Annotated in this window: 23 protein-coding genes; 12 read left to right on the top strand and 11 right to left on the bottom strand. The window is 68.9% G+C overall.

Annotated features, from left to right (window positions below):
* The first annotated feature begins 836 nt into the window (after nt 1-836).
* Nucleotides 837-1733, top strand: a complete 897-nt coding sequence (locus AB0L65_RS27755) for a tyrosine recombinase XerC (protein WP_364250683.1) — start codon at nt 837-839, stop codon at nt 1731-1733.
* 68 nt (nt 1734-1801) lie between these two features.
* Here AB0L65_RS27755 and AB0L65_RS27750 read toward each other — a convergent pair whose 3' ends face one another.
* Complete coding sequence (locus tag AB0L65_RS27750) at nt 1802-2959, bottom strand: peptidoglycan DD-metalloendopeptidase family protein (RefSeq protein ID WP_364250680.1); 1158 nt, start codon at nt 2957-2959, stop codon at nt 1802-1804.
* 632 nt (nt 2960-3591) lie between these two features.
* Here AB0L65_RS27750 and AB0L65_RS27745 point away from each other — a divergent pair.
* Entirely contained in the window at nt 3592-4782 is a 1191-nt protein-coding gene (locus AB0L65_RS27745) for an epoxide hydrolase family protein (RefSeq protein WP_364250677.1), read from the top strand.
* Between the two features lie 85 nt (nt 4783-4867).
* On the opposite strand, the gene AB0L65_RS27740 is transcribed toward AB0L65_RS27745, so the two are convergent.
* Nucleotides 4868-6589 carry an MFS transporter gene (locus AB0L65_RS27740; RefSeq protein WP_364250674.1) on the bottom strand — a complete coding sequence of 574 codons (1722 nt, stop codon included), beginning with the start codon at nt 6587-6589 and terminating at the stop codon, nt 4868-4870.
* A gap of 528 nt (nt 6590-7117) precedes the next feature.
* Here AB0L65_RS27740 and AB0L65_RS27735 point away from each other — a divergent pair.
* From AB0L65_RS27735 to AB0L65_RS27710, 6 genes are all read left to right on the top strand, one after another.
* Nucleotides 7118-7726 (top strand): helix-turn-helix domain-containing protein, encoded by a 609-nt coding sequence (locus AB0L65_RS27735; RefSeq protein ID WP_364250671.1) that lies wholly within the window; start codon nt 7118-7120, stop codon nt 7724-7726.
* Nucleotides 7727-8308: 582 nt separating this feature from the next.
* Complete coding sequence (rpsB, locus tag AB0L65_RS27730) at nt 8309-9229, top strand: 30S ribosomal protein S2 (protein WP_364250668.1); 921 nt, start codon at nt 8309-8311, stop codon at nt 9227-9229.
* Between the two features lie 911 nt (nt 9230-10140).
* Entirely contained in the window at nt 10141-10974 is an 834-nt protein-coding gene (gene tsf, locus AB0L65_RS27725; RefSeq protein ID WP_364250665.1) for a translation elongation factor Ts, read from the top strand.
* Between the two features lie 207 nt (nt 10975-11181).
* Nucleotides 11182-11880 carry a UMP kinase gene (gene pyrH, locus AB0L65_RS27720; RefSeq protein ID WP_219912434.1) on the top strand — a complete coding sequence of 233 codons (699 nt, stop codon included), beginning with the start codon at nt 11182-11184 and terminating at the stop codon, nt 11878-11880.
* 43 nt (nt 11881-11923) lie between these two features.
* Nucleotides 11924-12481, top strand: a complete 558-nt coding sequence (gene frr / locus AB0L65_RS27715; protein WP_192790776.1) for a ribosome recycling factor — start codon at nt 11924-11926, stop codon at nt 12479-12481.
* A gap of 378 nt (nt 12482-12859) precedes the next feature.
* Complete coding sequence (locus AB0L65_RS27710) at nt 12860-13699, top strand: phosphatidate cytidylyltransferase (protein ID WP_350739047.1); 840 nt, start codon at nt 12860-12862, stop codon at nt 13697-13699.
* Here AB0L65_RS27710 and AB0L65_RS27705 read toward each other — a convergent pair whose 3' ends face one another.
* Nucleotides 13700-14722: a suppressor of fused domain protein gene (locus AB0L65_RS27705; protein WP_364250662.1), complete on the bottom strand. Its 1023-nt coding sequence runs from the start codon at nt 14720-14722 to the stop codon at nt 13700-13702. It abuts the gene before it with no gap.
* Nucleotides 14723-14842: 120 nt separating this feature from the next.
* On the opposite strand from AB0L65_RS27705, the gene rlmN reads away from it, so the two are divergent.
* Nucleotides 14843-15943, top strand: a complete 1101-nt coding sequence (gene rlmN / locus AB0L65_RS27700; RefSeq protein ID WP_364250659.1) for a 23S rRNA (adenine(2503)-C(2))-methyltransferase RlmN — start codon at nt 14843-14845, stop codon at nt 15941-15943.
* Nucleotides 15944-15977: 34 nt separating this feature from the next.
* Here rlmN and AB0L65_RS27695 read toward each other — a convergent pair whose 3' ends face one another.
* From AB0L65_RS27695 to AB0L65_RS27685, 3 genes are read right to left on the bottom strand one after another with little or no spacing between them, the layout of a single operon-like run.
* Nucleotides 15978-16685 (bottom strand): SGNH/GDSL hydrolase family protein, encoded by a 708-nt coding sequence (locus AB0L65_RS27695; RefSeq protein WP_364251061.1) that lies wholly within the window; start codon nt 16683-16685, stop codon nt 15978-15980.
* 37 nt (nt 16686-16722) lie between these two features.
* Nucleotides 16723-17394 (bottom strand): hypothetical protein, encoded by a 672-nt coding sequence (locus AB0L65_RS27690; protein WP_364250656.1) that lies wholly within the window; start codon nt 17392-17394, stop codon nt 16723-16725.
* On the bottom strand, nt 17391-18122 hold the full coding sequence (locus AB0L65_RS27685) for an ATP-binding cassette domain-containing protein (RefSeq protein WP_364250653.1): 732 nt from the start codon (nt 18120-18122) through the stop codon (nt 17391-17393). The genes AB0L65_RS27690 and AB0L65_RS27685 overlap by 4 nt, the downstream gene beginning before the upstream one ends.
* A gap of 84 nt (nt 18123-18206) precedes the next feature.
* On the opposite strand from AB0L65_RS27685, the gene AB0L65_RS27680 reads away from it, so the two are divergent.
* Nucleotides 18207-18761 carry a DivIVA domain-containing protein gene (locus AB0L65_RS27680; RefSeq protein WP_364250650.1) on the top strand — a complete coding sequence of 185 codons (555 nt, stop codon included), beginning with the start codon at nt 18207-18209 and terminating at the stop codon, nt 18759-18761.
* On the opposite strand, the gene AB0L65_RS27675 is transcribed toward AB0L65_RS27680, so the two are convergent.
* Nucleotides 18758-19405: an HAD-IA family hydrolase gene (locus AB0L65_RS27675; protein WP_364250648.1), complete on the bottom strand. Its 648-nt coding sequence runs from the start codon at nt 19403-19405 to the stop codon at nt 18758-18760. The genes AB0L65_RS27680 and AB0L65_RS27675 overlap by 4 nt on opposite strands.
* Before the next feature lie 19 nt (nt 19406-19424).
* Here AB0L65_RS27675 and AB0L65_RS27670 point away from each other — a divergent pair, with 19 nt between their 5' ends.
* The gene (locus tag AB0L65_RS27670; RefSeq protein WP_364250645.1) at nt 19425-19907 is read left to right on the top strand and encodes a GNAT family N-acetyltransferase; all 483 of its coding nucleotides are present in this window, start codon (nt 19425-19427) and stop codon (nt 19905-19907) included.
* 40 nt (nt 19908-19947) lie between these two features.
* Here the strand turns inward: AB0L65_RS27670 and AB0L65_RS27665 are convergent, their stop codons facing one another.
* Together AB0L65_RS27665 and AB0L65_RS27660 are read right to left on the bottom strand one after the other, a co-directional pair.
* A complete protein-coding gene (locus AB0L65_RS27665) occupies nt 19948-21486 on the bottom strand; it encodes an FAD-dependent monooxygenase (protein WP_364250642.1) in 1539 nt (512 codons plus the stop codon).
* On the bottom strand, nt 21483-21941 hold the full coding sequence (locus tag AB0L65_RS27660) for a hypothetical protein (protein WP_364250639.1): 459 nt from the start codon (nt 21939-21941) through the stop codon (nt 21483-21485). The genes AB0L65_RS27665 and AB0L65_RS27660 overlap by 4 nt, the downstream gene beginning before the upstream one ends.
* 65 nt (nt 21942-22006) lie before the next feature.
* Between AB0L65_RS27660 and AB0L65_RS27655 the strand changes: the two genes are divergently transcribed.
* Nucleotides 22007-22603 (top strand): PadR family transcriptional regulator, encoded by a 597-nt coding sequence (locus tag AB0L65_RS27655; protein WP_364250637.1) that lies wholly within the window; start codon nt 22007-22009, stop codon nt 22601-22603.
* Here the strand turns inward: AB0L65_RS27655 and AB0L65_RS27650 are convergent.
* A complete protein-coding gene (locus AB0L65_RS27650) occupies nt 22554-23594 on the bottom strand; it encodes an AI-2E family transporter (RefSeq protein WP_364250634.1) in 1041 nt (346 codons plus the stop codon). The genes AB0L65_RS27655 and AB0L65_RS27650 overlap by 50 nt on opposite strands.
* 61 nt (nt 23595-23655) lie before the next feature.
* Complete coding sequence (gene iolD, locus AB0L65_RS27645) at nt 23656-25491, bottom strand: 3D-(3,5/4)-trihydroxycyclohexane-1,2-dione acylhydrolase (decyclizing) (protein ID WP_364251058.1); 1836 nt, start codon at nt 25489-25491, stop codon at nt 23656-23658.

Here is a 25491-nt window from a genome sequence, read left to right as displayed (position 1 = left end):
ATCACGGGCTGCGACAAAGTCGGGGTTACCGGTTGCGGATCCCCTTCGCGAACCACCGCTCGCGGGGCAGACTGATGTCTGCGGCCATCGCTTTGCTCTCCTTCGGTCTCGACTTAGGCCCTCGAAGGATCAAGCGATGGCCGTCACCATTTCCCAACTCCTCGCTCTTGAACTTCCAACTCCACGCTCGTGAGCGGTCGTCCGAGTTCGCTCGGTCCTATGGCGCAGACCACGATCAAGGCGAGGCGGCACTGCGCCTGTTGCTGTCATGGCCGAAAGGGTCCAGGGCGAAGATGCGCGGCCAGGCGGTGTGACTCCACTCCATGGTGCTGGGTCGGCTCAACGCGGGAAGGCAACGTGAACCGCCCCGACTTTGATGGAGACCTTGGTGTGCCCTGACTCTGGTGGAGTCGTGGTGTGCCCCGGGTTGAGTGGAGGTGGTCCATGCCAGGGTGGAGGGAACCGAGGTCGTTCACCACGGCACCTACGAGAACCTGCAACCTGGCTGACTTCGAACAGGTCTCCGAAGTGCCGTTAACCCGGGCGGGCGGCTGGACATCTGCGGGCCCCGGTCGAGGGCCTGGCCTGGCGCGCAATGGGGTCCTGGGCGCCTCCAGGGCTGGCGAACCTGACGCGAAATGGCCTGAGACAGGGCAGACCAGGTGCTGGTTGACCACATGCAGGGTTGGTTCGTGGTTGAGAGGCGCGGTGTTGTTCTGACTCCGGTGGTTATGTGTTGTTCCTGGGATGGGGTTGAGCTTGAGTGGGGTGGTGAAGTTTTTCCTGCCTGTTGTGACATGGCAGCTACTGGGAGGGATCGGAGTGGGGGTTCTGGGATGAGTGGGGGTGTCGTCGGTCGTGAAGAAGTGGTGGGGGAGTTCGGGCGGCATCTGCGGATTGAGCGGGATCTTTCGCAGCACACGGTGCGGGCCTATCTGACTGACGTGAACTCCTTGCTTGATCATGTGGATGGGCGGCTGGAAGGACTAGACATCGGGGTGCTTCGTGAGTGGCTGGCTGGGCAGTATCGGGCCGGCAAGGCTCGGGCCACGCTGGCGCGGCGGACCGCTTGCGTTCGTACCTTTACCGCCTACTGCTATCGCCGCGGCTGGCTTGCGGCCGATCCGGGGTTGTTGCTGGGCAGCGCGAAGGCGGCTCGGCCGTTGCCTGCTGTTCTAGCTCAGGAGCAGGCGCAGGCCGTCCTGGAGATGCCCTCGGCTGGGGAACCGAAGGAACTTCGAGATCAAGCCCTTCTTGAGTTGCTGTACGCCACCGGTGTGCGGGTGAGCGAGTTGTGCGGGCTCGACGTCGATGATGTGGATCGGGATCGGCATGTCATCCGGGTCCTGGGAAAAGGGCGCAAGGAACGGTCTGTGCCGTTTGGGCTGCCTGCTCTTCGGGCGGTGGACAAGTGGTGCATTCACGGACGGCCGTTGTGGGTTCGGGCGCGGTCAGGGGCTGCGCTTTTCCTTGGGGTGCGGGGTGGCCGAATCGATGCGGGGACCGTTCGGCGGGTCGTGCATGCGCGGCTGGCTCAGGTGGACGGGGCTCCGGACATGGGGCCGCATGGGTTGCGGCACAGTGCGGCAACTCACTTGCTTGAGGGTGGTGCGGATCTGCGGAGTGTTCAGGAGCTGCTTGGACATGCGTCTCTGAACACCACGCAGATCTATACGCATGTCTCGATCGAGCGGCTGCGGGCGGCTTACCGACAGGCGCACCCGAGGGCCTGATGAGAGATAGCGATGATCAAGTACGCGGGTAGGTCGATGGTTGGCTGAATGCGTCGTCGGATGATCTTCTAGTTTGTGTCGGTCGCGGATTTGCGGTGGCGGCCGGACTTCGCGTTGGTGGTTGTGGGGCGGCTGGGCGCTGGGTGCTTCTCAACACGGTGTCGGGCGCCGGTGTTCGCGGGCCCTTGCTCTTCTCCCGTGGTGGCGCGGTGCTGGCCCCTTCGTCGGGGACGGCGGTCTGTTCGAGTACGTCTGTGGCTGCGCAGGGCTGTGATCAGGAGACCTATCCCTAGCAGGGTGCTGAGGCCAATTGCCGATGTCGTGGTGGTGGTCGAGGCCGAGCGGGTCAGGAAGTCGAGCGCCGGGGTGGAGAGAGCGGGGTGGTGTCTCTGGCGTGAGGTGGTGGGAGCGAAGGAGCTGGCGGCTGCCAGGGGGTGGCGTTGGCTTGGCGTGCTGTCGTGACGGCTTGGCAATGGGGTGTCCCGGGGCAGGCTGTGGGTCCCGTGCTTGATCAAGGTGAGGGTGAGTGGGGTGGCGGCCGGGGCCCTTGGCGTTGCTGGTGGTGCAGGGTCGAGGTCGGCTGGGGATCTTCGTGGCTGTGTGGTGAGCGGGCTGGTGGTCTCTCCGACTGGTGGTTGGAGGAGGTGCTCGTGCTCGTCGACATCCCGTTGAGAGTGCTCATGCGGGAGCGGGTTCTCGTCTTCGTGCCAGAAGGGGAGGAGGCGGATGGTCGCCTGGCCCAGGAGCAGGAGGGGATCGAGGTAATGGGTGCCGCGTCGGAGGCCCCAGTGCAGGCAAGATTCCCGGCAGTGGCCTGATGAGGCTTCTACGACGCCGAGCCTGGATCCCGGGGCGACGGGTTCGCCTCGCCGTACGGACGCTTTGACAGGGAGGTACGTCGTACGGAGGCCGCTTTCGTGCTCGACGGTGACCACGCCTTTTCCGGCTACGGGGCCGGCGAAGCGGATTGTGCCGGTGCCGGCTGCCAGGACTGGGGTGGATGGGGCAGCGGCCAGGTCGATGCCGCGGTGTCCGGCAAGCCAGGGCTCGGGCGGTGGGGTGAAGCGGCGCAGCACGCGGGGATGTCCGTCCAGTGGCCAGCGCCATGTGGGTGGAGATGCTCTCGCTGAGGGAGCGGGGAGAAGAAGGATCGCGGCGGCCGCGAAGAGCAGTGTTGTCAGGGCACATTGGGCTGCCGTGAGGGCACGGCGAAGGTGGGGCGACATGGCTTTTTGCGTGGGTGTGGGGGCCTGGCCAGTACGGGGAGGTGTGGGTTCTTGGCTGGGTGTGAGGGCTTGGTGAGTGTGAGGTGGTTCGTCTCCTCGGGGTGGGTTGAGGGGGTGGTGGGGTGGAGATGGTGCGGCATCTTGGGCCGGTTTGGGGAACCGGTGGGTGGGCGGTGGTGGGGTGCCCTGTGTTGCCTTGGGTGGGTAAGGCGTTCTGTTGGGGTGGAGTGTTTGGTGGAGGCAGCCCAGGGTGGGGGCGGCGATGGGGTTGTGGGTGTCGGGCTCTGTGGGGTGGGTGGACCTTCCATGGGTTGTGAGGGTGGTTGTTGATGCTGGTGGGTGGGTTGCCGGGGTGGGAGGGAGAGAGGTCATGGCGCGAGTTTGGTTGAGCGCGCCGGGGTGGTTGGGAGGCGAACGGGGTTCTGGGGATGGAGCGGGCGAGGTGTTTGTGGGCTGTGGATAACCGGCCCGATGGTGGATCGGGGTGGGATGAAGCGCTGCGATGATGGGGCTGCCGGTTCTGGCCTTGTGTAGGTCAGTGGGAGGGGACACGCGCGGGCGGTCCTGGTCGGGCGCGTGTGTGGGGAACCGGCGGGGTTTTACCGGGGCGACGGTTGCCGGGTGGATCGCAGGTGCTGGATCGTCGGCGGATTGCGGAAGGAAATGTGCCGCATTGGCTCCTAGCGTGGCCAACACTTCAAGCCGACAAGGAGCGTCAGATGAAGATTCGGCCGTTCACCATCGCTGTCCCTCAGCCCGACGTCGATGACCTGAAAGTCCGGTTGGCCCGGACTCGCTGGCCGGACGAACTGCCCGGCATCGGGTGGAGCCGCGGGGTGCCGCTGGAGTTTCTGAAGGAGCTGGTTGCGTACTGGGCTGAGAGTTACGACTGGCGCGCTGCCGAGGCGCGGCTCAACGAGTACCCACAGTTCACCACCGAGATCGATGGGCAGCGGATCCACTTTCTGCACGTCCGATCGGGCAACCCCGACGCTCTGCCGCTGGTGCTCACTCACGGCTACCCCAGCGCGTTCGCCGAGTTCACCATGCTGATCGAGCACCTGCGGCAGGACTTTCACGTGGTGGTCCCGTCACTGCCCGGCTTCGCCTTCTCCACGCCGGTGGGCGAGACGGGCTGGGCGATGGCTCGTACCGCTCGGGCCTGGATAGAGCTGATGCGGCGGCTCGGCTACGACCGATACGGTGTCCACGGTGGCGACATCGGCGCCGGCGTCTCCGGTGCGGTGGCCGGCCTTGACGGCGAGCATGTCGTGGGCGTTCATGCGGTGACCGATCCGTACACGGCTGCGGCCACGGCCACGTTCCTGCCCGGTATGGCCGACAGGCTCGACCCGGCGGACCCGGTCGGCCAGTCGGCCCTGGAGCGGATGGCCGAGTTCCGCGCCGACGGCACCGGTTATCTGGCGATCCAGAACACCCGCCCCCAGAACATCGGCTACCTGCTCAACGACTCGCCCGCCGGGCAGCTCGGTTGGATCGCAGAGAGCTTCGAGCGGTCGACCGACCTGCCCTATGACCGGGACCAGCTGCTCACGATCGCCAGCCTCTACTGGTTCACCGGCTCTGGCATCTCCGCCGCTCGATTCCTGTACGAACAGGCCCACTCTTCCGACTGGGGTGCGCCACCGGCCGTGCCGCAGGGGTTCGCGGTGTTCAGCGCTGATCCCACCGTCCGCAAGCTCATCAACCCGCCCGCCGAGGCCCACTGGACGGAGCATGAGCGGGGCGGACACTTTCCGGCCATGGAGGCACCGGAGATGCTGGCAAAGGATCTGCGGGTCTTCTTCGGGGGGTTGAAGTGATCAAACGCCTCTGACTCGACCGCACTTTCGCCCGCCATCTGTTGGTTTCGGAGCTCGGGTTGGGCTTCGTCTGAGGGGTGGCGGGTCAGCGAGGAGCGTAGCGTTTGCAAGCGATCAAGGAGTTCATGGTTTGGGATGGGGGCGGCTCGCTGCTGGGTTTCGCCAGGCGAGTGGGGCGTGGGTGGCGGTGAGGGCGTAGGGGAGATGTCCAGATCCAGATGGCGCTCAGGGCTATGCCTGCTGCGCAAATGAGGATGACCGCGCGTAGGCCGATGAATTCGGCGAGGATGCCGCCGGTTATGCCGCCGAGGGCCAGGACGCCTTGCACTGCGAAGGTCATGGTGGCGTTCACCCGGCCGCGGAGCTCTGGGGAGGTTGCGCGCAGGGTGATGGCGCCCATGCAGGTGGCGAAGGCTACGACGATGCCGCCTGTGATCGTTCCGGTTAGGGCGAGCAGTGAGAGTTTCCACCAGAGGGGGCCGGTCAGCAGGCCTACCGCGAGGATTTCGATGGGGAAGAAGAGCACCGAGACGAGCAGGATGCGGTTCTCGCCGTAGCGCTTGGACAGGCGGGCCGTGATCCAGGCGCCCAGCATGCCGCCGATGCCGCTCAAGGCGATGAGGGCGCCTATCAGGGGCTTGGGGATGTTGAGCGTGTTCACCATGTAGAGCATGTAGATGGCCGTGTACGCCATGGCGAAGAAGTTGATCGTGACGCCTGCACCCAGGAGAGCGCGGAGTACGGGATGAGTGACGCTGGTTCGCAGGCCCTCCATGACGTCGTTCCACATGCCTCGGGAGGTTGCCGGCTCGTTCTTCTCCGGGGTGCGGATGGCGCGGAGCAAGAGGGCTGAGGTCAGGAACGACAATGCCTCCGCCAATACGGCCAGCGGGGCCGTGAAGAGCTGAACCAGGAGACCGGCCAGGCTGGGGCCGCTGACGGACGCCACCGAGTAGGAGGCGTGCAAGCCGGCCATCGCCTCGGTTCGCTGGGGCGGGGCGGCGACTGCTGCCAGGTAGGGGAAGTTCGCCGCCCTGAAGAGTACGCCGGCTGTGCCGATCACCAGGGCCACGGTGATCAGCCATGCGACGCTGAGGAGGTCGAGGAGCCAGGCCAGGGGGACTGTGGCGGCGGCTGCGCATGAGACGAGTTCGCAGGCGATCATGAGGGGGCGGTGCCGGGTGAGCCGGTCCGCGATGGCGCCTGACTGCAGGCCGAACACGAGGGCGGGCACCGAGGCGGCGGCCGTCAGCAGGCCCATCTGGGAGGGGGAGGCGGCCAGCAGGGTTACCGCGGTCAGGGGGATGGCCAGCTTGGATACCTCCGAGCCGGTGACGGAGATCGTTCGGGCGGCCCAGAGGAGGCGGTAGTCGCGCTGTTTTCTGAGGGGGATGGGCGCGTCTGAGCTGCGGTCATCGTGATTGGGGTGATTCGAGTGGGAGGTGCCATCACGAGCTACGTGGTTGGGGCGGTTCGAGCTGGAGGTGCCATCACGAGCTACGTGGTTGGGATGGTTCGAGCTGGGGCTGGGGCCGTTGGAGGTGTCGTCGGGAGCTGCGTGGCTGGGGTGGTTTGAGCTGGAGTTGCGCTCGTGGGAAGTGGCGTCGGGAGTTGCATGGTGGTGGCTCGAACCGGCGGTGGGGTCGTCGGAGGTGCCGTCACGAGCCGCGTGCTTGGGGTCGGGGGTGTGGCGTTGGGGGATGTGGTGCGCACTGGCGGCGTGGTTGTGGTGAGGGGCGCGGTTTTCGTTGGTGAGGTTGCGGTCAGGCATTTGATCCTCGGTCAATGGCGTGGCGGTCTCGGTCATGGCGCCTGCAGCCTCGGATGTGGCCGGCTGGAGGGGTGGACTGAGCTGGCTGGGGTCGGGCTTGGGCGCCGGCCTCGTGGCTGTTACTGGGGTACGCGGCGCTAAAGGGCCGGGTGGGTTGATGGTTGTGGGCGTTTGGGCTTATGTGCGGGGTTGGCGTTTGGTGGTGCTGGGCTGAGCGGGGGTTGGCCTGGTCGTCGGGCCTTTTGGCTGGTTATGGGTTGCGGGGGATGTGGTCTGGGTCGCCGTTGGTTGTGGGGTGCCCAGGCCGTGGGCCCGGGCGAGCGTCGGGCCGGTGGGTTGATCGCGGGTGGTGGGAGCGGCTTTGGCGTTGGTGTTGTGAGGGTGAGGGACGGGGTGCTGGACGTACTGGTTGGCTGTGGGCGTGGCTTGGGGTGATTGACGAGCGTTCTGGCTGGTGCGGGGGGCATGGTGGAGTTGTGAAGGGAACGCTTCATAACTGTGAAGATATCCCTTCATAGTTATGAAGGCAATGCTTCATACCTTGGGGCGGGTAATCTTGGCGGCATGAGTGAGGGGCTCAGTGATCCCAGGGCGATGCGGGCGCTGGCCCACCCGGCGCGCCTGATGATCCTTAATCGGCTGGGTCTCGAGGGCAGTGCCACTGCCACCGAGGTGGCGGAGATCGCGGGGATCACGCCCAGTGCCGCGAGCTATCACCTGCGCATGCTGGCCAAGTACGGGTTCGTGGAGGACGCGCCGCCGCGTGGCGACGGCAGGGAACGGCTGTGGAAGAGCGTGAACAAGCCGATCAGCGTCGGAGTCAAGCCGGGCGACCAGCCGGACGTACGGGATGCCAAGATGGCGCTGATGCTGGCGTTCCGCCGGGAAGCGCATGAAGAGGCGGATCGCGCTATGGCGGCCGTTGAGGGTGAGCCTGATGAGTGGCGGGATGTCACCCGGTTCAACCGAATGCGGATCAGGGTCGACCCGGAGGAGCTGGCTCAGCTCAACGAGTCGATCGAGAAGCTGGTCGAGCCGTACCTCATTGCCAATCGCGATGAGAAGGCCGCGCCGAGCGGGGCCAGGATCGCCGAAGCGCAACTGAACCTTTTCCCGGTCGCGAAGAGGCCGACGCCGGGGCTGCCTACCGAGGATCACGATGCGGCCGGCTGATGTGGAACCGGCAAGGGTGGGCGGAGAGCCTGGTTGAGGCGGTGGTTGACGTGCGGGATTGTGCTCTGGTCCGCGGCTGAGGCGTTGGTTGACGTGCGGGACCGTGTTCTGGTTCTCGATAAGGGTGGGCGGAGGGCCTGGCTGAGGCGGTGGTCGACGTGCGGAATCGTGCTCTGGTCCGCGGCTGAGGCGCGGGTTTGGCCGGGTGGTTTGTGGGGGTGAACTGCCCTGTGCTGGTCGAGTTGCAGGAAGCGGCCGATGGTGGCGCGGTGCATGTCAGATGTTGATGGTGTTTGGTGCCTGGATGACTGAGTGATCACGATGGGGGTGGGTGTGGGGGGAGAGAGCTGGATGTCTGATTGACCGTTGACGGTCAGGCTGGGCTGGTGCGGGAGGTAGACTTTTCGGTGGCCTGTGACCACAGGCCGACTTCGCATGCCCCACTGCGGACCGCGCCATCGGTCCGGGCCATGGGCCCGGCTGGCGGGGTTTCGGGGCATCAGGGCGGCAGACGACGCGCTGCTGCGGCACAACCGAGAACCGCGCCCTTCCGCAGGGCGCCAAGACCTGGAGGACCAGCACATGGCCCCCGTCGTCACCATGCGACAGCTGCTTGAGAGCGGCGTTCACTTCGGTCACCAGACCCGGCGCTGGAACCCGAAGATGAAGCGATTCATCTTCACCGAGCGCAACGGCATCTACATCATTGACCTGCAGAAGTCGCTCTCTTACATCGACCGCGCGTACGACTTCGTCAAGGAGACCGTCGCCCACGGCGGCACCATCCTGTTCATCGGCACCAAGAAGCAGGCTCAGGAGGCCATCTCCGAGCAGGCTGCCCGAGTCGGGATGCCGTACGTCAACCAGCGCTGGCTGGGCGGCATGCTCACCAACTTCTCCACCGTGCACAAGAGGCTTCAGCGGCTGAAGGAGCTCGAGGAGCTCGACTTCGACAACGTCGCGGGCTCGGGGCTCACCAAGAAGGAGCTCCTCATGCGCCGTCGCGAGAAGGACAAGCTCGAGCGCACGCTCGGCGGTATCCGTGACATGGGCCGCGTGCCCAGCGCCGTGTGGGTCGTCGACACCAAGAAGGAGCACATCGCGATCAGCGAGGCCAAGAAGCTTGGCATCCCTGTGGTCGCGATCCTCGACACCAACTGCGACCCCGACGAGGTCGACTACCCGATCCCGGGCAACGACGACGCCATTCGCGCCGTCGGTCTGCTGACCAGGGTCGTCGCCGACGGTGTCGCGGCCGGTCTGATGGCTCGCTCCGGCGCCGCCCGCGGCGACGAGAAGCCGGCCGCCGCCGAGCCGCTGGCCGAGTGGGAGCGCGAGCTCATCGAGCAGGGCACCGGCGAAGCAGCCGCTGAGGCGCCGGCGGAGGCTGAGGCGCCCGCCCCCGCCCCCGCGGCCGAGGCTGCTCCTGAGGCTGCCCCGGTGGCTGAGGCTGCCCCCGCTGAGGAGGCTGCTCCTGAGGCTGACGCCGAGCCGCAGGCCTGACGTCAGCGCTCAGGTACCCGGGTTTCCCAGGTACGGGCCCGTCCCGGTCGGGTGGGTGAAGAGTCCACCAGGCAGGGCGCGCGCCTTGCTCCGGCGAACGGAACGGAACGGCAGGACGAGGGATGTCCCTGGTCCTGCCGTGACCGGGCAAGGAACGGGCCACGAAGACAAGTGAACGGTTGAGCGAGGGGCCGCGGCCTCGCCGGGTGAGCGATCGCCAGGCGAGGACGCTTCCCAGCCAGGCAAGGACCAAGAGCCGGGCTGAGATCAAGGTTCAGGGCCGAGGCTGAAGCTGAGGCTGTGAGCCGGGATCTGGGCCGTAGGTCAAAGGCCTGGGTCGCGGTTCAGGGCCGGGCCCGTGAGGTCATGGTTCAAGGGCTGTGGTCCAGGGCCAGGCCCGTGGGGCCATGGTTCAAGGGCTGTGGTTCAGGGCTGGGTCCGTGAGGTCGCGGTTCAAGGCCCGGGGCCGAGGCCCTGAGCCGGGGTTCGGGCCGGGGCCTGAGGTCTGGGTCGCGGGCTGAGGTTGTGAGCCGAGGTCTGGGTTGCGATCCAGGGTTGGGTCGCAGGCCGGGCCGGTGGTGAGCCGGGCCGTTCCGGGTGACCGGGCCGGGTTGGACCGGGTAGTTCAGCGGGCCAGGGTGGTCGGCCGGGCCGGAGAGGGCGGGTTTGCCCGAACCGGGCGCGGCGGGTCGGCCGGGTGGCGTCGGTGCTGGCTGGTGATGGTCCAGGATGGTAAGCCAGGGCGAGGCTGGGCAGTATGCCAGGCGAGCCGGGCCCCGAAACGCAAGACAGAGGCTGACGCAAGACAAAGGCTTCCGTACGGCAAGCGCCCGCCGTACGAACCAAGGGTGAGCAGGCGTGCCGTTGCCCACCTGATCCACGACGACGACGAAATCCCACAAGGAAAAGCAATGGCTTCCGTGAACATGGCCGATGTCAAGCGGCTTCGCGAAATCACCGCTGCCGGCATGATGGACTGCAAGAAGGCGCTCGAGGAGTCCGAGGGTGACTTCGACCGCGCTATCGAGCTCCTGCGCCTCAAGGGCGCCAAGGACGTAGGTAAGCGCGAGGCCCGCACCGCCTCCAACGGCCTGGTCGCGCTCAAGCAGGACGGCGACTCTGCCGCCGCGCTGCTCGAGCTCAACTGCGAGACCGACTTCGTGGCCAAGGGCGAGCGCTTCCAGGAGCTGGCCAGCCAGGTTGTCGAGCACATCCTCGAGACCAAGCCCGCCGACGTGGCGTCGCTGCTCGAGTCGTCCTTCGACGGCAAGACCGTCAAGGAGCACCTCGACGTCGCCAACGCCGCGCTCGGCGAGAAGATCGAGATCCGCCGGTTCGCAGTCCTCGAGGGCGGCTACATCGGTGCTTACATGCACAAGACCGACCCGGCGCTGCCGCCGGCCGTCGGCGTGCTGATCCAGCTCGACAAGCCGAACGCCGAGGTCGCCAAGGACATCGCGCAGCACGCCGCCGCGATGGCCCCGCAGTACCTCAAGGCCGCCTCCGTCCCGGCCGACGTGGTCGAGAAGGAGCGCAAGCTCTTCGAGGAGATGACCCGCGAGGAGGGCAAGCCCGAGGCTGCCATCTCCAAGATCGTCGAGGGCCGCGTGAACGGCTGGTACAAGGACTTCACCCTCCTCCAGCAGGCCTTCGTCAAGGACAACAAGAAGAGCGTGGGCAAGTACGCCGAGGAGAACGGCGTCGAGGTCCAGGCCTTTGTCCGCTTCAAGGTCGGTCAGGCTTAGGCTTAGGCAAGCAACCGGCCAGGCAGGCCCGCCGCTCAAGGCGGGCCGCCCGGCCAAGGCAAGAAGCTAGCCGACAGCCTGAACTTGATTCACCGAACGAAGGAGGCCGCCGCCGTGCAGGACCACCGGGAGCCAGCCCACGAATCCACACGGACGGCGGCTTCCTCATCTCAAAATCCGCACAACCCGCTCAGATGGAAGCGGGTGATGCTGAAGTTGTCAGGAGAGGCGTTCGCCGGCAGCGAGCCGCTGGGCATCGATCCGGTGATCGTCGATCATCTGGCCGATTCGATCGCCGAGGCCGTCAAGGAAGGCGTACAGGTCGCGGTCGTGGTCGGCGGCGGCAACATGTTCCGCGGCGCCACCCTGTCGCAAGGAGGCATCGACCGCGCCAGAGCCGACTACATGGGCATGCTCGGCACGGTCATCAACTGCCTGGCCCTGCAGGACTTCCTCGAGCGGCGGGGCGTCGAGACGCGCGTCCAGACCGCCATCACCATGCAGCAGGTGGCCGAGCCGTTCCTGCCGCGCCGCGCGATCAGGCACCTCGAGAAGGGGCGCGTGGTCATCTTCGGCGCGGGGCTCGGCTCGCCGTACTTCTCCACCGACACCGCGGCGTCCCAGCGGGCCCTGGAGATCGGCGCGGAGGCGCTGCTCAAGGGAACGCAGGTGGACGGGATCTACGACTCCGATCCACGCAAAAATCCGGATGCGGTCAGGTTCGACCACCTTGATTACGGCGAGGTGCTGCTCCGCGACCTCGCTGTCATGGACGCCACCGCGATCAGCCTGTGCAAGGACAACGACCTGCCGATCGTGGTCTTCGACCTCATGGGCGAGGGCAACATCCTGCGAGCGGTACGCGGTGAGAAAATCGGCACGCTGGTGAGTCCCGCAGGCAAATGAGGGAGCGAGCCCGACACCGCCAGCTAGAAGACAGGGAGCCGCTGTGATCGACGAAACCCTCCTCGAAGCCGAGGAAAAAATGGACAAGGCCGTCTCGGTCGCGAAGGAGGACTTCGCGACCATCCGTACGGGCCGCGTCACCCCCTCGATGTTCAACAAGATCAACGCCGAGTACTACGGCACGCCGACGCCGATCCAGCAGCTGGCGTCGTTCCATGTGCCGGAGGCGCGCATGGTGCTCATCCAGCCTTTCGACAAGAGTTCGATGGGCGCCATCGAGAAGGCCATCCGCGATTCCGACCTCGGTGTCAACCCCACCGACGACGGCCAGGTGATCCGCGTGACGTTCCCGGAGCTCTCCGAGGAGCGGCGCAAGGAGTACATCAAGGTCGCCAGGAACAAGGGCGAGCACGCCAAGGTGTCGGTGCGCAACATCCGCCGCTCCGCCAAGGAAGTCCTCGACAAGATGATCAAGGACGGCGAGGCGGGGGAGGACGAGGTCAGGCGGGCCGAGAAGGAGCTCGACGACCTCACGCAGAAGCACGTCGCGAAGATCGACGAGCTGCTCAAGCACAAGGAAGCCGAGCTGCTCGAAGTCTGAGCGGCGCGCCGCACGGCGGACCGCGTGCCCAGGCAGCAGGCCTACGGTAGTCGCGTTGGGCCGGCCGCCGCAGGCAGCGGTTCGCACCTACGGCGGGTCGTCGCAGGCAGTGGTTCGCACTTGCGCGGGTCGTCGTGGGTGACGGTTCGTGCCTGCGGCGGGTTGTCGCGGGCGGCGGTTCGCACCTGCGGCAGGTCGTCACGGGCGGCGGTTCGCATCTACGGCGGGTCGTCGTGGGTGGTGGTTCGTGCCTGCGGCAGGTCGTCGCGGGTAGCGGCTTGGGCCTACGGTGGTCGCGTTGGGCGGGCCGCCGCAGGTAGCGGGTCTTGAACGGCCCTCGCCCCGAGTGGCGGGGGCCGTGGCTCTTGGAGAAACTCTGTGGAAGAACGTACGGCTGACACCAGCTCGAGCGGCGGCGGCCGTACCGGAAGGAACCTGCCCGCCGCGATCGCGGTCGGTGTGGTGCTGGGCGCGCTGGTCATCGGCACGATCTACACGATCAAGGAGCTGTTCCTCCCGGTGGTCGCCGCTGCCGTGGGCGTCGGCGCGATGGAGCTGATCAAGGCCTTCGCCACCCGTGGGATCAAGGTGCCCGCCGTGCCGGTGCTCGCGGGCCTGGTGGCGATGCATGCGGGCGCGTACTGGGGCGGGCCGACGTGGCTGCTGGCCACGTTCGCGGTGTTCGCGTTGGTGCTCCTGGTCTGGCGCATGTTCAGCGACGGGACCGACGGTTATGTACGGGACGCGTCGGCCTCGGTGCTCACGCTGTTCTATCCCGCCATGCTCGCGGCGTTCGTGCCCATGATGCTGCGGCTCCACGACGGCGACCACCGGGTGCTGATCTTCATCGCGGTGACCGTGGCCAGCGACATCGGCGGCTACTTCGCGGGCGTGCTGTTCGGCCGGCACAAGATGACGGCGATCAGCCCGAAGAAGACCTGGGAAGGGCTCGCCGGATCGGTGATCGCGTGCACGGCCGTCGGGGCGTGGCTGGTGGTCTGGCTGATGCACGGCGCCATCTGGCAGGGCGCGCTGATCGGCGCGCTGGCGGCGGTCCTGGCCACCGTGGGCGACCTGATCGAGTCGATGATCAAGCGGGATCTCGGCATCAAGGACCTGGGCACCATCCTGCCCGGCCACGGCGGTCTGATGGACCGACTCGACTCGCTGGTGACGACGCTGGTGCCGGTCTGGCTGCTGATGACGCTGTTCTTCTAGCTACCGCTGCTGAGCCTCCAGCGTCTCGGTGGTGACCGGTGAGAGCCAGAGCCACCGTACGGCCTCACCCCCGAACGCAAATCCCGACATGTCTGGCATGTGGGGTGCGTTGGCCAGCATCAGGACCCCCGAATACCGCGGCCCCAACGGGAACGTCGAAGGCTCGTGATACCACTTCGCCGTGTGCCCGTGGCCGAGCCACGTGACCGAGTGCCACGGATACTGCGACAGCCACACCAGCAGCAGCGCCGCGTCGCGCGGGTCCTCGCGGGTGGCCACGGCCAGCTCGATCCTGGCGTACGCGCCCGGCTTGTCGATCCACTGCTCGACCGTGGGCATGCGCTGGCAGCTCATCCCCACCGTGGACAGCACGGTGTAGGCGCGGCCCTGATGCGGCGGCCGTTCGGTGATGCCGACGGTGGGCAGCCGCTCGCCGCTGGCGTCCCAATAGCGCCCCGCGGGACCGAGCGCCCCGTCCAGATGACCCATCACGAACTGCTGGAACGACGGCCATGACCCCTCGCTGTGCCGCCAGCCCCAGTAGGACCTGGCGTTGGAGAGGCGGGGCTGCAGCCCTTCGAGAGCCTCCGACAGCGCCCACGCGAACGGCGACTCGCCCACCGCGTCGCGGGCGTAGCCGGGCATGCCCCTGCTCATGTCGGCCCAGCCGGGGATGACCGCCAGCAGCTCCTCGTCCTCGTACAGGGCGACCCCGTCCCCCTCCTCGAACCACAGCGCGGTGAGCTGCCCGAGCGGCCTGCGGCCGTCCGGGTAGAGGGTGTTGGCCCTGGGCATCAGCGGCGGCAGGCCGGCGTTGATGCGGGCCAGGTCGACCACCGCCGGGGCGGGGCGATGGTTGGCCAGCCAGACGGCGCCGTGCACCGTGCCGTCGGGCGAGCACAGGTAAGCTACCGAGGAGTCCTCGTCACGCTCGACCACGAGCGTCCGGCTGCCGTACGGGTTACCGGCGGCGAGAACGACCTCGGCGCCACCCTCGCCAGATGCCGACCGAAAAATCGCCATACGTGATGACTGTAGATCCGGTGGCAGCCACGATGCGAGCCGTACCGTAACCAGGAATGCCACCTCCGATCCGAACGTTCATTACCCTGATTGACAGCCACTCAAAGCAAAGGCAGGAACGTGTCCCAGCCCCCAGGCCAGCTCACCTTCGTCGCGCCCCGGCGGGCCAAGCCCGCACGGCACCTGGCCGACCTGTCGATGGCCGACCGGCGGGCCGCGGTCACCGAGCTGGGGGAGAAGGCGTTCCGCGCCGACCAGCTCTCGCGCCACTACTTCGAGCGGCTCACCACCGACGTCGGCGCGATGACCGACCTGCCGGCTGCCTCCCGCGAGAAGCTGGCCGCGCTCCTGCCCGACCTGCTGACCTCGGTGAGGGAGATGACCACCGACCGGGGCACCACGCGTAAGACGCTGTGGCGGCTGTTCGACGGGGCGCTGGTCGAGTCGGTGCTCATGCGCTATCCCGACCGGGTCACGATGTGCGTGTCCTCGCAGGCCGGCTGCGGCATGAACTGCCCCTTCTGCGCCACCGGCCAGGCCGGCCTCACCCGCAACATGTCCACCGCCGAGATCGTCGAGCAGGTCGTCGCCGGCGCCCGGGCGCTGGCGGCCGGTGAGGTCCCCGGCGGGCCCGGCCGGGTGAACAACGTCGTGTTCATGGGCATGGGAGAGCCGCTGGCCAACTACAAGCAGGTCATCGGCGCGGTGCGGCGGCTGGTGGAGCCCGCGCCGCACGGGCTGGGCATCTCGGCCCGGGGCGTCACCGTCTCCACCGTCGGGCTGGTGCCCGCGATCGGCAAGCTCGCCGACGAGGAGCTGCCCGTCACGCTGGCGCTGTCGCTGCACGCGCCCGACGACGAGCTGCGTGACACGCTGGTGCCGATCAACACGCGGTGGAAGGTGGCCGAGGTCCTCGATGCGGCCTGGGCGTACGCGGCGAAGACCAAGCGGCGGGTCTCGATCGAGTACGCGCTGATCAAGGACATCAACGACCAGGAGTGGCGGGCCGACCTGCTCGGCAAGCTGGTCCGGAACAAGCTCGTGCACGTCAACCTGATCCCGCTCAACCCGACCCCGGGGTCGAAGTGGACGGCCTCCCGGCCCGAGGACGAGCGGGCGTTCGTACGGCGGCTGGAGTTCCACGGCGTGCCGGTGACGGTGCGCGACACGCGCGGCCGCGAGATCGACGGCGCCTGCGGCCAGCTCGCGGCCGCCGAATAGCCCACCCGCCGCGCGTTCCCCGGCCGGAACGGGGCTAGTGAGGTGCGATCGAGCGGGCGGCGAAGCCCTCGATCAGGTCGGCGATCATGGCGGCGCCTCTGCTGTTCAGGTGGATGTTGTCCGTGGTGAGCTGGAGGCCGCGGCCCTTGGAGATGGCGTCCAGGCTGCGGCCGAGCAGGAAGTGCTGCATCGCGGCGGTCTGTGCCAGCCGCCCCTCCGCCTGGTAACGGATGCCGGGACCCCGGCCCTGCTCCTCCAGGTAAGCCGTCATCCGCTCGTTGAGCGGCAGGTACGTGACGCCCTCGGCCGCCGCGACCCGCCGGACGATCTCGCTGTACTCGGTGGCCCGCCGCACCGAGACCGAGTCGAGCTCCTCGCCGATGACGGGCAGGGAGAGCATCGCCACGCGGGCCATCGTCTCGTCCTGGAGGCGGCGGGCGATGGTGGTGAGGTTGGCGGCGTAGGCCTCCGGGGTGGGGTCCGCGGAGAGCTTCCAGCGCTTGCGCAGGGTCTTGGCGAGCGTCCCGCTGAGCGTGGAGTTCGCGTCGTTCGTGCCGATCAGTACGGTCACCACGTCGGGGTCCTGGCCCACGACGTCGTCGAGCCGCTTGACCGTCTCCGACGACGGCTCGTAGTTGACCCCGGCGTTGATCACGGTCGCCTCGGGCAGCCGGGAGCGGAGCATGGCCACGTAGTCGGCGCTCACCTGTGCGCGGGTGATGCTGTCACCCAGGCAGATCATTTTCACCGTTGTCTCCTCTAGGGTGAGTGAGTGCTCACTAACCTACCCTACGCCGGAGCCACACGTACGCCCCCAGGCCGATCAGGCACCAGACCAGGGTGATGGCGCCGAGCTCGGGGAGCTGGTCGAGGAGGTGGCCCCCGTTCGCCGCCTTCATCCAGGCGATGAGCGGGACGGTGAGCCAGTGCAGGGGCGAGGAGCTGAGCAGCAGCATCGCCAGGAACCCCAGCAGCAGCCCCATGATCGAAAGTGCGGGGGAGTTGATGACCGCACGGCTGGTGAGGGCGCCCAGCGCGGTGCCGGTGAGCGCGGCCAGGGCGTTCAGGACGAGAGCGGCGGCCAGCACGCCGCGCGACGGAGCCTGGCTCACGCCGAGCAGCAGCGCCGCGCCCATGCCGAGCGCCGCGAACGCCACACACGTCGCGAACGCCGCCATCAGCCCCGCTGCCACCTCCCTGCCCCGCCCGCCCACCTGGATCGCGGACAGCTCGCGCTGCCGGTCGGGCTCGGTGTCGAGGAGGCTCCTGGCCGCCCAGGCCAGGATGGGGATGATCAGCACGGCGCCGTCCGTGAGGGCCGAGGCCTCGCCACCGCGCGGCGCCCGGCTGCCGTAGAGGATCGCCAGCATGGCGAGGGCCAGGAGGAGCGCCTGGAACATGCGGTGCGAACGGATGTAGGCGGCCAGCCGGAACGTGGCCAGGGCGATCATCCGGACTCCTCGATCTCGCGGGCCAGGTAACCCTCGCCGCGCATCCTGGCGAGGAAGTCGTGGACTTCGGACGCGGGCACCGTGACGGCCACGACCGTCCCCCTGTCCTCGACCGGTTCGAGACCGGGTGCCGTCGTGCTCTCCTTGAGGCGGCCGTCCACCAGCGACCAATGGCGTATCTCGGGCAGAGAGCGCAGACCGCCCTGGTGGTCGCTGACGATGACGATGCCGCCGCGGTCCGCCACCTCACCGGCGATCGAAGGGAGCGCTTCACGGGTGTCCACGTCGAGCCCGGCGAACGGTTCGTCCAGGATCAGCAGCCCGGGCTCCGACATCAGCGCCTGGACCAGGCCGACCTTGTGCGCGCTGCCCTTCGACAGCTCGCCCAGGGCGACGGTGAGGAGGTGGCCCATGTTCAGGCGCTCGGCCCACGGCTCCCAGCGGGCGCCTCCGCGTACCCGGGACATGTGGTGCAGATAGGCCGTGACCGTGAACGGCTGGGCGGTCGGGAAGCGGTCGGGAGCGAAGCCGACCGCCTCGGGACGCCCGGCGATCGTGCCGGTCGTGGGCCGGGTGAGGGCCGCGAGGAGGCGGAGCAGAGTCGACTTGCCTGCCCCGTTCACGCCGGTCAGCTCGATCACATCGCCGGGGGCGAGCTGGGTGTCGACGTCTTCGATGACGAAAGGATCACGTCTTCGGTAGCGGAAGGAGACCTTGGACAGACGCATGGTCTTGTAACGCTATATGTCGGGTCGCATCGCTAGCACAAAGAGCCCCACAATGGAGACGCCCCCAGCACGTTCTCAAGAGGAGTGGGCTTGAATCGCTTTCCACGCGTCATGGGTATGCGTTCAGGCTATGACCCCGCCGAAGTCGACGCCCTGATCGGGCGGATCGAGTCGACCCTGGGCAGGGGCATGCCCACTGTGGAGCCCGTCAGCGCGGACGACGTGCGGCGGGCCACGTTCCGAGCCAAGCGTGGCGGATATGTCGAGACCGCGGTCGACTTCGCCCTGGAGGCGTTCGTGGTGGCGCTGGAGACCCAGGCCAAGCGGCCGGTACGCCTCGCCATGGCCGAGCCGACCGGCGAGATGCTGCGCGAGGAGTGGTTCGAGACCCAGGCGGCCCGGGTCGAACGGGTGGCCTTCCGCCCGGGTCGCATGGGCACCGGCTACAACGAGGACGAGATCGACGCCTTCCTGGACCGCATCGTGGCCACCCTGCGCGGGACGACCGACTTCCCGGTGACGGCCAAGGAGGTGCGGGCGGCGAAGTTCTCGACCGTGCTGTTCCGGTCCGGCTACCTCATCGCGGACGTGGACTCCTTCCTGGCCGGCATCGCGGACGTGCTGGCGCAGCGGCGTTAGGCGTTCTCGACCACGGAGAGCAGCCCGCCGAGGTCGGGCAGTTGCTGCTGGATGATGTTCTCGTCGGCGGGTCGCTCGCCCTGGCGGTTGATCCACACGCGCGGGATGCCGAGGCGGTGGGCGGGGACCATGTCGTGGAAGTAGCTCTGCGCCACATGCACCCATTGAGTGGGTTCGTACGAGCGTCTGAAGGTCTCGAAGTGCGCGTCGGCCGGCTTGTACGCGCCCACGTCCTCCGACGTCAGCACCGCGTCGAACGCCACGGGCAGCCGCCGCCGCGTCTCGGCGATGAGGTCGCGGTCGCAGTTGGTGAGCAGCGCCAGGCGCCAGCCCGCGCCACGCAGCGCCGACAGCTCGGCGCCCACCTCGGGGAACACCGGCCAGTACGGGATCGTCGTGCCCAGCACCTGGGCGTCGTCCTCGTTCAGCTCCACCTTCTCGTCGGCGCAGGCCCTGCGGAGCGCCTCGGCCAGCACGTGGCGGTAGCGGAGCGTCGGGGACTCGGCCTGCACGACGTGCTCGTGCCGGTTGTACGCCTCCAGCAGCCGCGCCCCCTGACCCGGCGCGATCAGCTCGGCGCTGGTGCGGATGCCGTGCCGCCAGTCAACAAGTGTTCCGAAGCAGTCGAACGTTACCCATCGCATAGATCTCATAATGAGGGACATGGCGATATCCGTGCGTCCCATCGAGCCGCAAGATCTCGCGTACGTGACCCGGGTGCTGACCGAGAGCTGGGGCGGCTCGACCGTGGTGGCCCTGGGCCGCGGGGAGCTGGTCGACGCGGCCGCGCAGCCGGGCTTCATCGCCGAGATCGAGGGCGAGCCGGCCGGGATCATCACGTACGCCGGGCGTGGCGACTCCGTGGAGATCATCACGATCGACGCGGTGGTGCCCGGCAGGGGGGTGGGGGCGGCGCTGCTGGACGCGGTGCGCGCCGTCGCGGCCGAGGGCGGGGCGGCCAGGCTCTGGCTGGTCACCACCAACGACAACACGCACGCCCTGCGGTTCTACCAGCGGTACGGGTTCGACCTGATCGCCCTGCGCCGCAACGGCGTGGACCGGGCGCGGGAGCTTAAGCCGGGCATCCCCGCCGAGGCCGACGGCATCCCGATCCGGCACGAGCTGGAGCTGGAACTGCTCCTCTGACCCTCCCGCTCCCCTCGCGGGCCGGTGAGGGCCGGCGGGGTCAGTTGAGGATCTGGTGGAGGGTGGCTGTCAGGCGGGTCGCCGGGTCGGCCTCGCTCGCCGAATCGTCCGAGCGCCAGGCCACGTAGCCGTCCGGGCGCACCAGGACGGCGTCGCAGCCGTACCGCGACTCCCAGTGTCCCTCGACGTCGATCAGCTCCGACCCCACCCGGTACACCCGCACACCCTCGACCGCCACCCGCGCCCACTCCTCCCCGCCGGGCCCGCACAGCAGTACGAACGAGTCGTGGAACAGGTCGTGGACGCCGATCCGCCGCCCGTCGAGGGAGAGCCAGAGGTGCGGGGCCCGGGTGCCGGGACGGGCGTGCCGTGGCACCCCGTCGCCGAAGACCGACTCGGGCGGGGTCCCGGCCATCGCCGTGGACGCGTACCGTTGCCCGAGGACGCACGTGATCGGGTCCACCAAGTCGTCCTCCGGGCCGGGGCCGAACCTGGCGGCCTGGCTGCGCACGGTCACGTCGGCCAGCTCCAGCGCCACCGGGCGGCGCTCGGCCTCGTACGTGTCGAGCAGCGCGTCCGAGGCCTGCCCCGCGAGCACGGCGGCGAGCTTCCAGGCCAGGTTGTGCGCGTCCTGGACGGCCGAGTTGGCTCCCAGCCCCTGGGCGGGCGGCCACACGTGCGCGGCGTCACCGACGAGGAAGACCCGGCCGGAGCGGTAGCTGTCGGCCACGCCGACCGCCTCCGTCCAGGACGCCTTGCTGACGATCTCGACCGGTACGTCGCGGCCGATGACCGCCTTGGCCGCGGCGACGCAGCGCTCGTCGGTGAAGTCGTCGGGCGACTCCTTGTCCGGGTCGTAGAGCAGGGACAGGCCCCAGTGGTCGGGCAGCGCGTGCGAGACGAACGCCGCCGAGGCGGTGCCGCCGGGTTCGCCGACTATCCAGAACAGGGCCCGCTTGGTGATGATCTCCGACAGGTCCGCCTTGATGACGTAGGTCACGAAGTGCCGCAGGGCGCCGAGGCCGGTGCGGGCGATGCCGAGCCGCTCCCTGGTGGCGCCGCCGTAGCCGTCGGCGCCGATCACGTACCGGGCCCTGATCGTGTGCCGCTCGCCGGTGGCGCGGTCCTCCACCACGGCCGTCACGCCGTCGGCGTCGGGCTCGATCGACCGGCACTGCGTGTCGAACCACAGCTCCGCGCCCTTGGCGCGGGCGGCCTCGATCAGGATGGGCTCGACCGTGCTCTGGTCGGCCATGCAGAGCTCGCCCGCGGTCAGCTCGGGCAACGCCCGCGGGGACTCGTCGCCGAACAGCCACTGCCACTCGCCCGCCAGCGTCGCGCAGCGGGCCACGCCGGCCTCCTCGTCGAAGGGCCGGCCCGCCTCCTTCACGCGTTCGTCCAGGCCGAGCGGCCGGTAGATCTCGAGGGTGCGCGGGTTGATCCCCCGGGCCCTGCCCAGGAGCGACACGCCGGGGTGGCGGTCGACCAGGAGGCAGGGCACGCCGTGGTGGGAGAGGAAGAGGGCCGAGGCGAGGCCGGCGTAGCCGCCGCCGATGATCAGGACGGGGGTCTGCTTCACGATGCCTTCTCCAGGGTGCGGGCGGGGTCGTCGACGGTCGGGTGGGTGCCGTTCCGGTGGGCCTGGCGGACGTCGCGTACGTACTCGGGGGAGAACATCGCGGTGATGATCGCGACGCCGCCGCGGCGGACGCGGATCTCGCTGCCGGCGGCCCTGCCGACCAGGCGGATGCGCCGCGCGGAGCCCTCAGTGGGCGCCTGGTGGTCCTTGACCTGGCCCCTGCCGCTCCAGCGCAGGTCCTGGTGCTCGACGGTGGCGTCCTCGGGGACCAGCAGCTTGACCACGCCTCGGTCGAGGTCGAGCCGCAGCTCGATCTCGGCGGGCAGGCCGGGGGAGCGCAGGTCGACGGTGGTCTGGCCGTAGCGGGTGCGGATCTCGCAGCGGCCCGCGGTGGTCCAGTTGCCCAGGCGCCGGGTGACGGCGTGGTCGGTGTGGATGCGTTCGATGTCGCTCATGAGGTTGATAGTTGCAGTGAAACTAGTTTCGCGTCAACTAGTAATTTTGAGGCTATTATTGGCCCATGGCTCTCGATCGTGGCTCGCCGCTCGCTCTGACCGTGCTGGCGCTGCTGCGCCACCAGCCGCTGCATCCGTACGGGATCCAGCGCATGCTCAAGCGGTGGGGCAAGGACCTGGTGGTCAACGTGGGCCAGCGGGCCGGCCTCTACCGGACCATCGACCGGCTGCTGGAGGCCGGCCTGATCAGCGTCCGGGAGACGGAGCGCGACCAGCAGTACCCCGAGCGCACGGTCTACGAGCTCACCGCCGAGGGCGGGACGGCGCTGCTCAAGTGGCTGGACGAGATGCTGGCCACGCCCAAGCAGGAGTTCCCGCAGTTCCCGGCCGCGCTGGCGAACGCGCTCATGCTCGCCCCGGAGGACCTGGCGGCGGCGCTCGAGCGGCGCGAGCGGGCGGTCGCCGAAACGCTGGCCGGGCTGGAGGCGAGCCTGGCCGACGATGCCGACCTGCCGCGCGTCACCATGCTGGAGATCGAATACCTGCGCGAGGTGACGGCCGCGGAGAGCCGGTGGCTGCGCGCGGTCATCGACGACCTGCGGGCCGGGCGGCTCACCTGGTCGCGGGAGTCGCTGGAGGAGGTCGCGGCGGAGCGAGAGTGACCGGGGCGGGCTCGGCCCGCGGCCTGTGCAGCAGGGCCACGATCACCGCGGTCACGGGAGCGGCCAGGAACGCGCCGATGATCCCCCAGAGCAGGCCGCCCACCGCGATCGCCACCAGGATGACCACTCCGGGCAGGTCGAGAGCCTTGCCGTAGACCTGCGGCGCCAGCACGTGCCCCTCGATCTGCTGAATGGCCACGGTCACCCCGACCACGATCAGCGCCACCAGCCAGCCCTTGGCCACGAGCGCCACCACCGCGGCCAGCAGCCCCGCCGTGAACGCCCCCACGATCGGCAGGAACGCCCCCACGAACGTCAGCACCGCCAGCGGCAGCGCGATGGGCACGCCCAGGATCCACAGCGCGAGGCCGATGAAGAACCCGTCCACCGCACCCACGATCGCGATCCCGCGGATGTAGCGGCCGATCACGGAGAAGATCAGGACGCCGGTCTCGGTGATGCGGGCCCTGGCCGAGACGGGCGCGAGCTCCACGAGCCAGTGGAAGAGCCGGTCGCCGCCGTGCACGAAGTACACCGACAGGACGAACGCCACCGCCGCCCCCACCACGATCTCGCCCGCGGTCCTGACCCCGGCCAGCGCGCCCGTGGCGATCTGGCGGCCCTGGGCGGTCAGGTACTCCTTGGCCTGCGCGGCGAGCTTGCGCGGGTCGACCCCGAACCTGGAGGTCAGGTCGTACAGGTTGTCGAGCACCCTGGTGAGGCTGACCCGCAGCTGCGCGACGCTGTCGATGGTGGGCGGCACCAGCAGCGCGATCAGCCCTCCGGCCAGCACGATCCCGCCGACGAAGACGATCGCGGTGGCCAGGGCGCGGTTCACCCCGCGTGACCTGAGCCAGCGGGCCGGAGGCAGCAGCAGCGCCGTGATGAACACGCCGACGATGACCGAGATGACCACCGTGGCGATCTGGTTGAGGCAGAAGCCGACCACCGCGATCAGCGCGACCCAACCGAGCAGCCGCCACGGCCCCATCCCCTGCCCCCTATCGTGCCTGGTCAGAGGCCTTCCCCGAGGGGATGGGGGGCAACCCTGGTCAGGCGGGCGGCGTCAGGTGGGGGCGCTGGGAGCGCTTGTTCTCCTCGTACGTCTCCCGTGCCGCGCCGGTCGTGCCGCCGACCTCCGCGACCGGCACGTCCCACCACGCCTCGGAGGAGGGGGCGTCGTCCGCCATCGGATCGGTGCGTACGTAGATCACCGTGGTCCTGGAACCCGAGCGGGCCTCCTCGAGCGCCTTGCGCAGGTCGGCGACCGACTCGGGGCGCAGCACCGTGGCGCCGAGGCTGGCCGCGTTGGCGGCCAGGTCGACGGGCAGCGGCCCGCCGTCGCGATGCCGGTACGAGGTGCCGAGCCGCTCCGCGCCCACGCTCTCCGACAGGCGGCCGATGGAGGCGAACCCGGAGTTGTCCACCAGGACGACCACCAGCTTGATCCCCTCGGAGATCGCGGTGATCAGCTCCTGCGCCATCATCAGGTACGAGCCATCGCCCACCAGGACGAACACCTCGCGCTCCGGCACCGCCATCTTGACGCCCAGCCCGCCGGCGATCTCGTAGCCCATGCAGGAGTAGCCGTACTCGACGTGGTAGTTGCCGGGCCCGCTCGGCCGCCAGAGCTTGTGCAGGTCGCCGGGCATCGAGCCGGCCGCGCACACCACCACGCCGTCCTCGGCCGCCGCGGCGTTGACCGCGCCGATCACCGCGGACTGGGGCAGCGGCGAGCCCTCCAGCGAGTAGGCCCGGTCCACCGCCGCGTCCCACTCCCTGGTCAGCTCGGCGGCCCGCGCGCGGTAGTCCTCCGGCGCGCCCCTCCAGCCCGCGAACGCCTCGACCAGGTCCGCCAGCCCGTCGCGGGCGTCGCCGACCAGTTGCAGGCCCGACAGCTTGGCGGCGTCGAAGGCGGTGATGTTGAGGTTGAGGAAGCGGGCGTCGGGAGCGAAGATCGTCCGGGAGGCGGTGGTGAAGTCGCTGTAGCGGGTGCCCACGCCGATGATCAGGTCGGCCTCGCGGGCCAGCGCGTTGGCGGCCGTGGTGCCGGTGGCGCCGATCGCGCCCACGGCGAGCGGGTGCCCGTACGGGAGCGCGCCCTTGCCGGCCTGCGTCTCGGCGACCGGGATGCCGTACGTCTCGGCGAAGATCCGCAGCTGCTCCGTGGCCTCGCTGTAGATCGTTCCGCCGCCCGCGACGATCAGCGGACGCACGGCCGACTTGACCAGCTGGGCCGCCCGGAACACGGCGGCCCGCTCGGGGCGCGGCCTGGGGACGTGCCAGACGCGGCGCGCGAACAGCTCCTCCGGCCAGTCGTGGGCCTCCGCCTGCACGTCCTGCGGCAGCGCCAGCGTCACCGCGCCGGTCTCGGCCGGGTCGGTGAGCACGCGCATGGCGGCCAGCAGCGCCGACGGGAGCTGCTCGGGGCGGTTGATCCGGTCCCAGTAGCGGGAGACCGGCTTGAAGCAGTCGTTGACCGAGATGTCGTACGAGCGCTGGTCCTCCAGCTCCTGCAGCACCGGGCCCGCCACGCGGGTGGAGAAGATGTCGCCGGGCAGCAGCAGCACCGGCAGCCGGTTGATCGTCGCGCCCGCCGCGCCGGTGATCATGTTGGTCGCGCCGGGGCCGATGGAGGTGGTGCAGGCCAGGGTGGCCAGGCGGTTGCTGGCCCGGGCGTAGGCGGCGGCCGTGTGGACCATGGCCTGCTCGTTGCGGCTCAGGTGGTAGGGGAGGTCCTCGGTGGAGGTGGCCAGCGCCTGGCCGAGCCCGGCCACGTTGCCGTGGCCGAAGATGCCGGAGCAGCCGCCGAAGAACCTGCGCTCCACGCCGTCGCGCTCGCTCCACTGCTGGGCCAGGAAGCGCACGACAGCCTGGGCGACGGTCAT

This window comes from Nonomuraea sp. NPDC052116 (assembly GCF_040680035.1).
In the GTDB taxonomy this organism is placed as follows: Bacteria; Actinomycetota; Actinomycetes; order Streptosporangiales; family Streptosporangiaceae; genus Nonomuraea; species Nonomuraea angiospora_A.
Note: the sequence above shows the minus strand (reverse complement) of the source record. Positions and strands in the feature narration are given on the sequence as shown.

Bases quoted from the DNA above. Each gene is read 5' to 3' on its own strand.
- pyrH (WP_219912434.1), top strand. From the start codon at position 11,182: ATGCTGAAGTTGTCAGGAGAGGCGTTCGCCGGCAGCGAGCCGCTGGGC.
- AB0L65_RS27750 (WP_364250680.1), bottom strand. From the start codon at position 2,959: ATGTCGCCCCACCTTCGCCGTGCCCTCACGGCAGCCCAATGTGCCCTG.
- rpsB (WP_364250668.1), top strand. From the start codon at position 8,309: ATGGCCCCCGTCGTCACCATGCGACAGCTGCTTGAGAGCGGCGTTCAC.
- tsf (WP_364250665.1), top strand. From the start codon at position 10,141: ATGGCTTCCGTGAACATGGCCGATGTCAAGCGGCTTCGCGAAATCACC.
- AB0L65_RS27655 (WP_364250637.1), top strand. From the start codon at position 22,007: ATGGCTCTCGATCGTGGCTCGCCGCTCGCTCTGACCGTGCTGGCGCTG.
- AB0L65_RS27705 (WP_364250662.1), bottom strand. From the start codon at position 14,722: ATGGCGATTTTTCGGTCGGCATCTGGCGAGGGTGGCGCCGAGGTCGTT.
- AB0L65_RS27660 (WP_364250639.1), bottom strand. From the start codon at position 21,941: ATGAGCGACATCGAACGCATCCACACCGACCACGCCGTCACCCGGCGC.
- AB0L65_RS27690 (WP_364250656.1), bottom strand. From the start codon at position 17,394: ATGATCGCCCTGGCCACGTTCCGGCTGGCCGCCTACATCCGTTCGCAC.
- AB0L65_RS27755 (WP_364250683.1), top strand. From the start codon at position 837: ATGAGTGGGGGTGTCGTCGGTCGTGAAGAAGTGGTGGGGGAGTTCGGG.
- AB0L65_RS27740 (WP_364250674.1), bottom strand. From the start codon at position 6,589: ATGACCGAGACCGCCACGCCATTGACCGAGGATCAAATGCCTGACCGC.
- iolD (WP_364251058.1), bottom strand. From the start codon at position 25,491: ATGACCGTCGCCCAGGCTGTCGTGCGCTTCCTGGCCCAGCAGTGGAGC.
- AB0L65_RS27675 (WP_364250648.1), bottom strand. From the start codon at position 19,405: ATGCGATGGGTAACGTTCGACTGCTTCGGAACACTTGTTGACTGGCGG.
- AB0L65_RS27685 (WP_364250653.1), bottom strand. From the start codon at position 18,122: ATGCGTCTGTCCAAGGTCTCCTTCCGCTACCGAAGACGTGATCCTTTC.
- AB0L65_RS27650 (WP_364250634.1), bottom strand. From the start codon at position 23,594: ATGGGGCCGTGGCGGCTGCTCGGTTGGGTCGCGCTGATCGCGGTGGTC.
- AB0L65_RS27695 (WP_364251061.1), bottom strand. From the start codon at position 16,685: ATGATCTGCCTGGGTGACAGCATCACCCGCGCACAGGTGAGCGCCGAC.
- AB0L65_RS27735 (WP_364250671.1), top strand. From the start codon at position 7,118: ATGAGTGAGGGGCTCAGTGATCCCAGGGCGATGCGGGCGCTGGCCCAC.
- AB0L65_RS27670 (WP_364250645.1), top strand. From the start codon at position 19,425: ATGGCGATATCCGTGCGTCCCATCGAGCCGCAAGATCTCGCGTACGTG.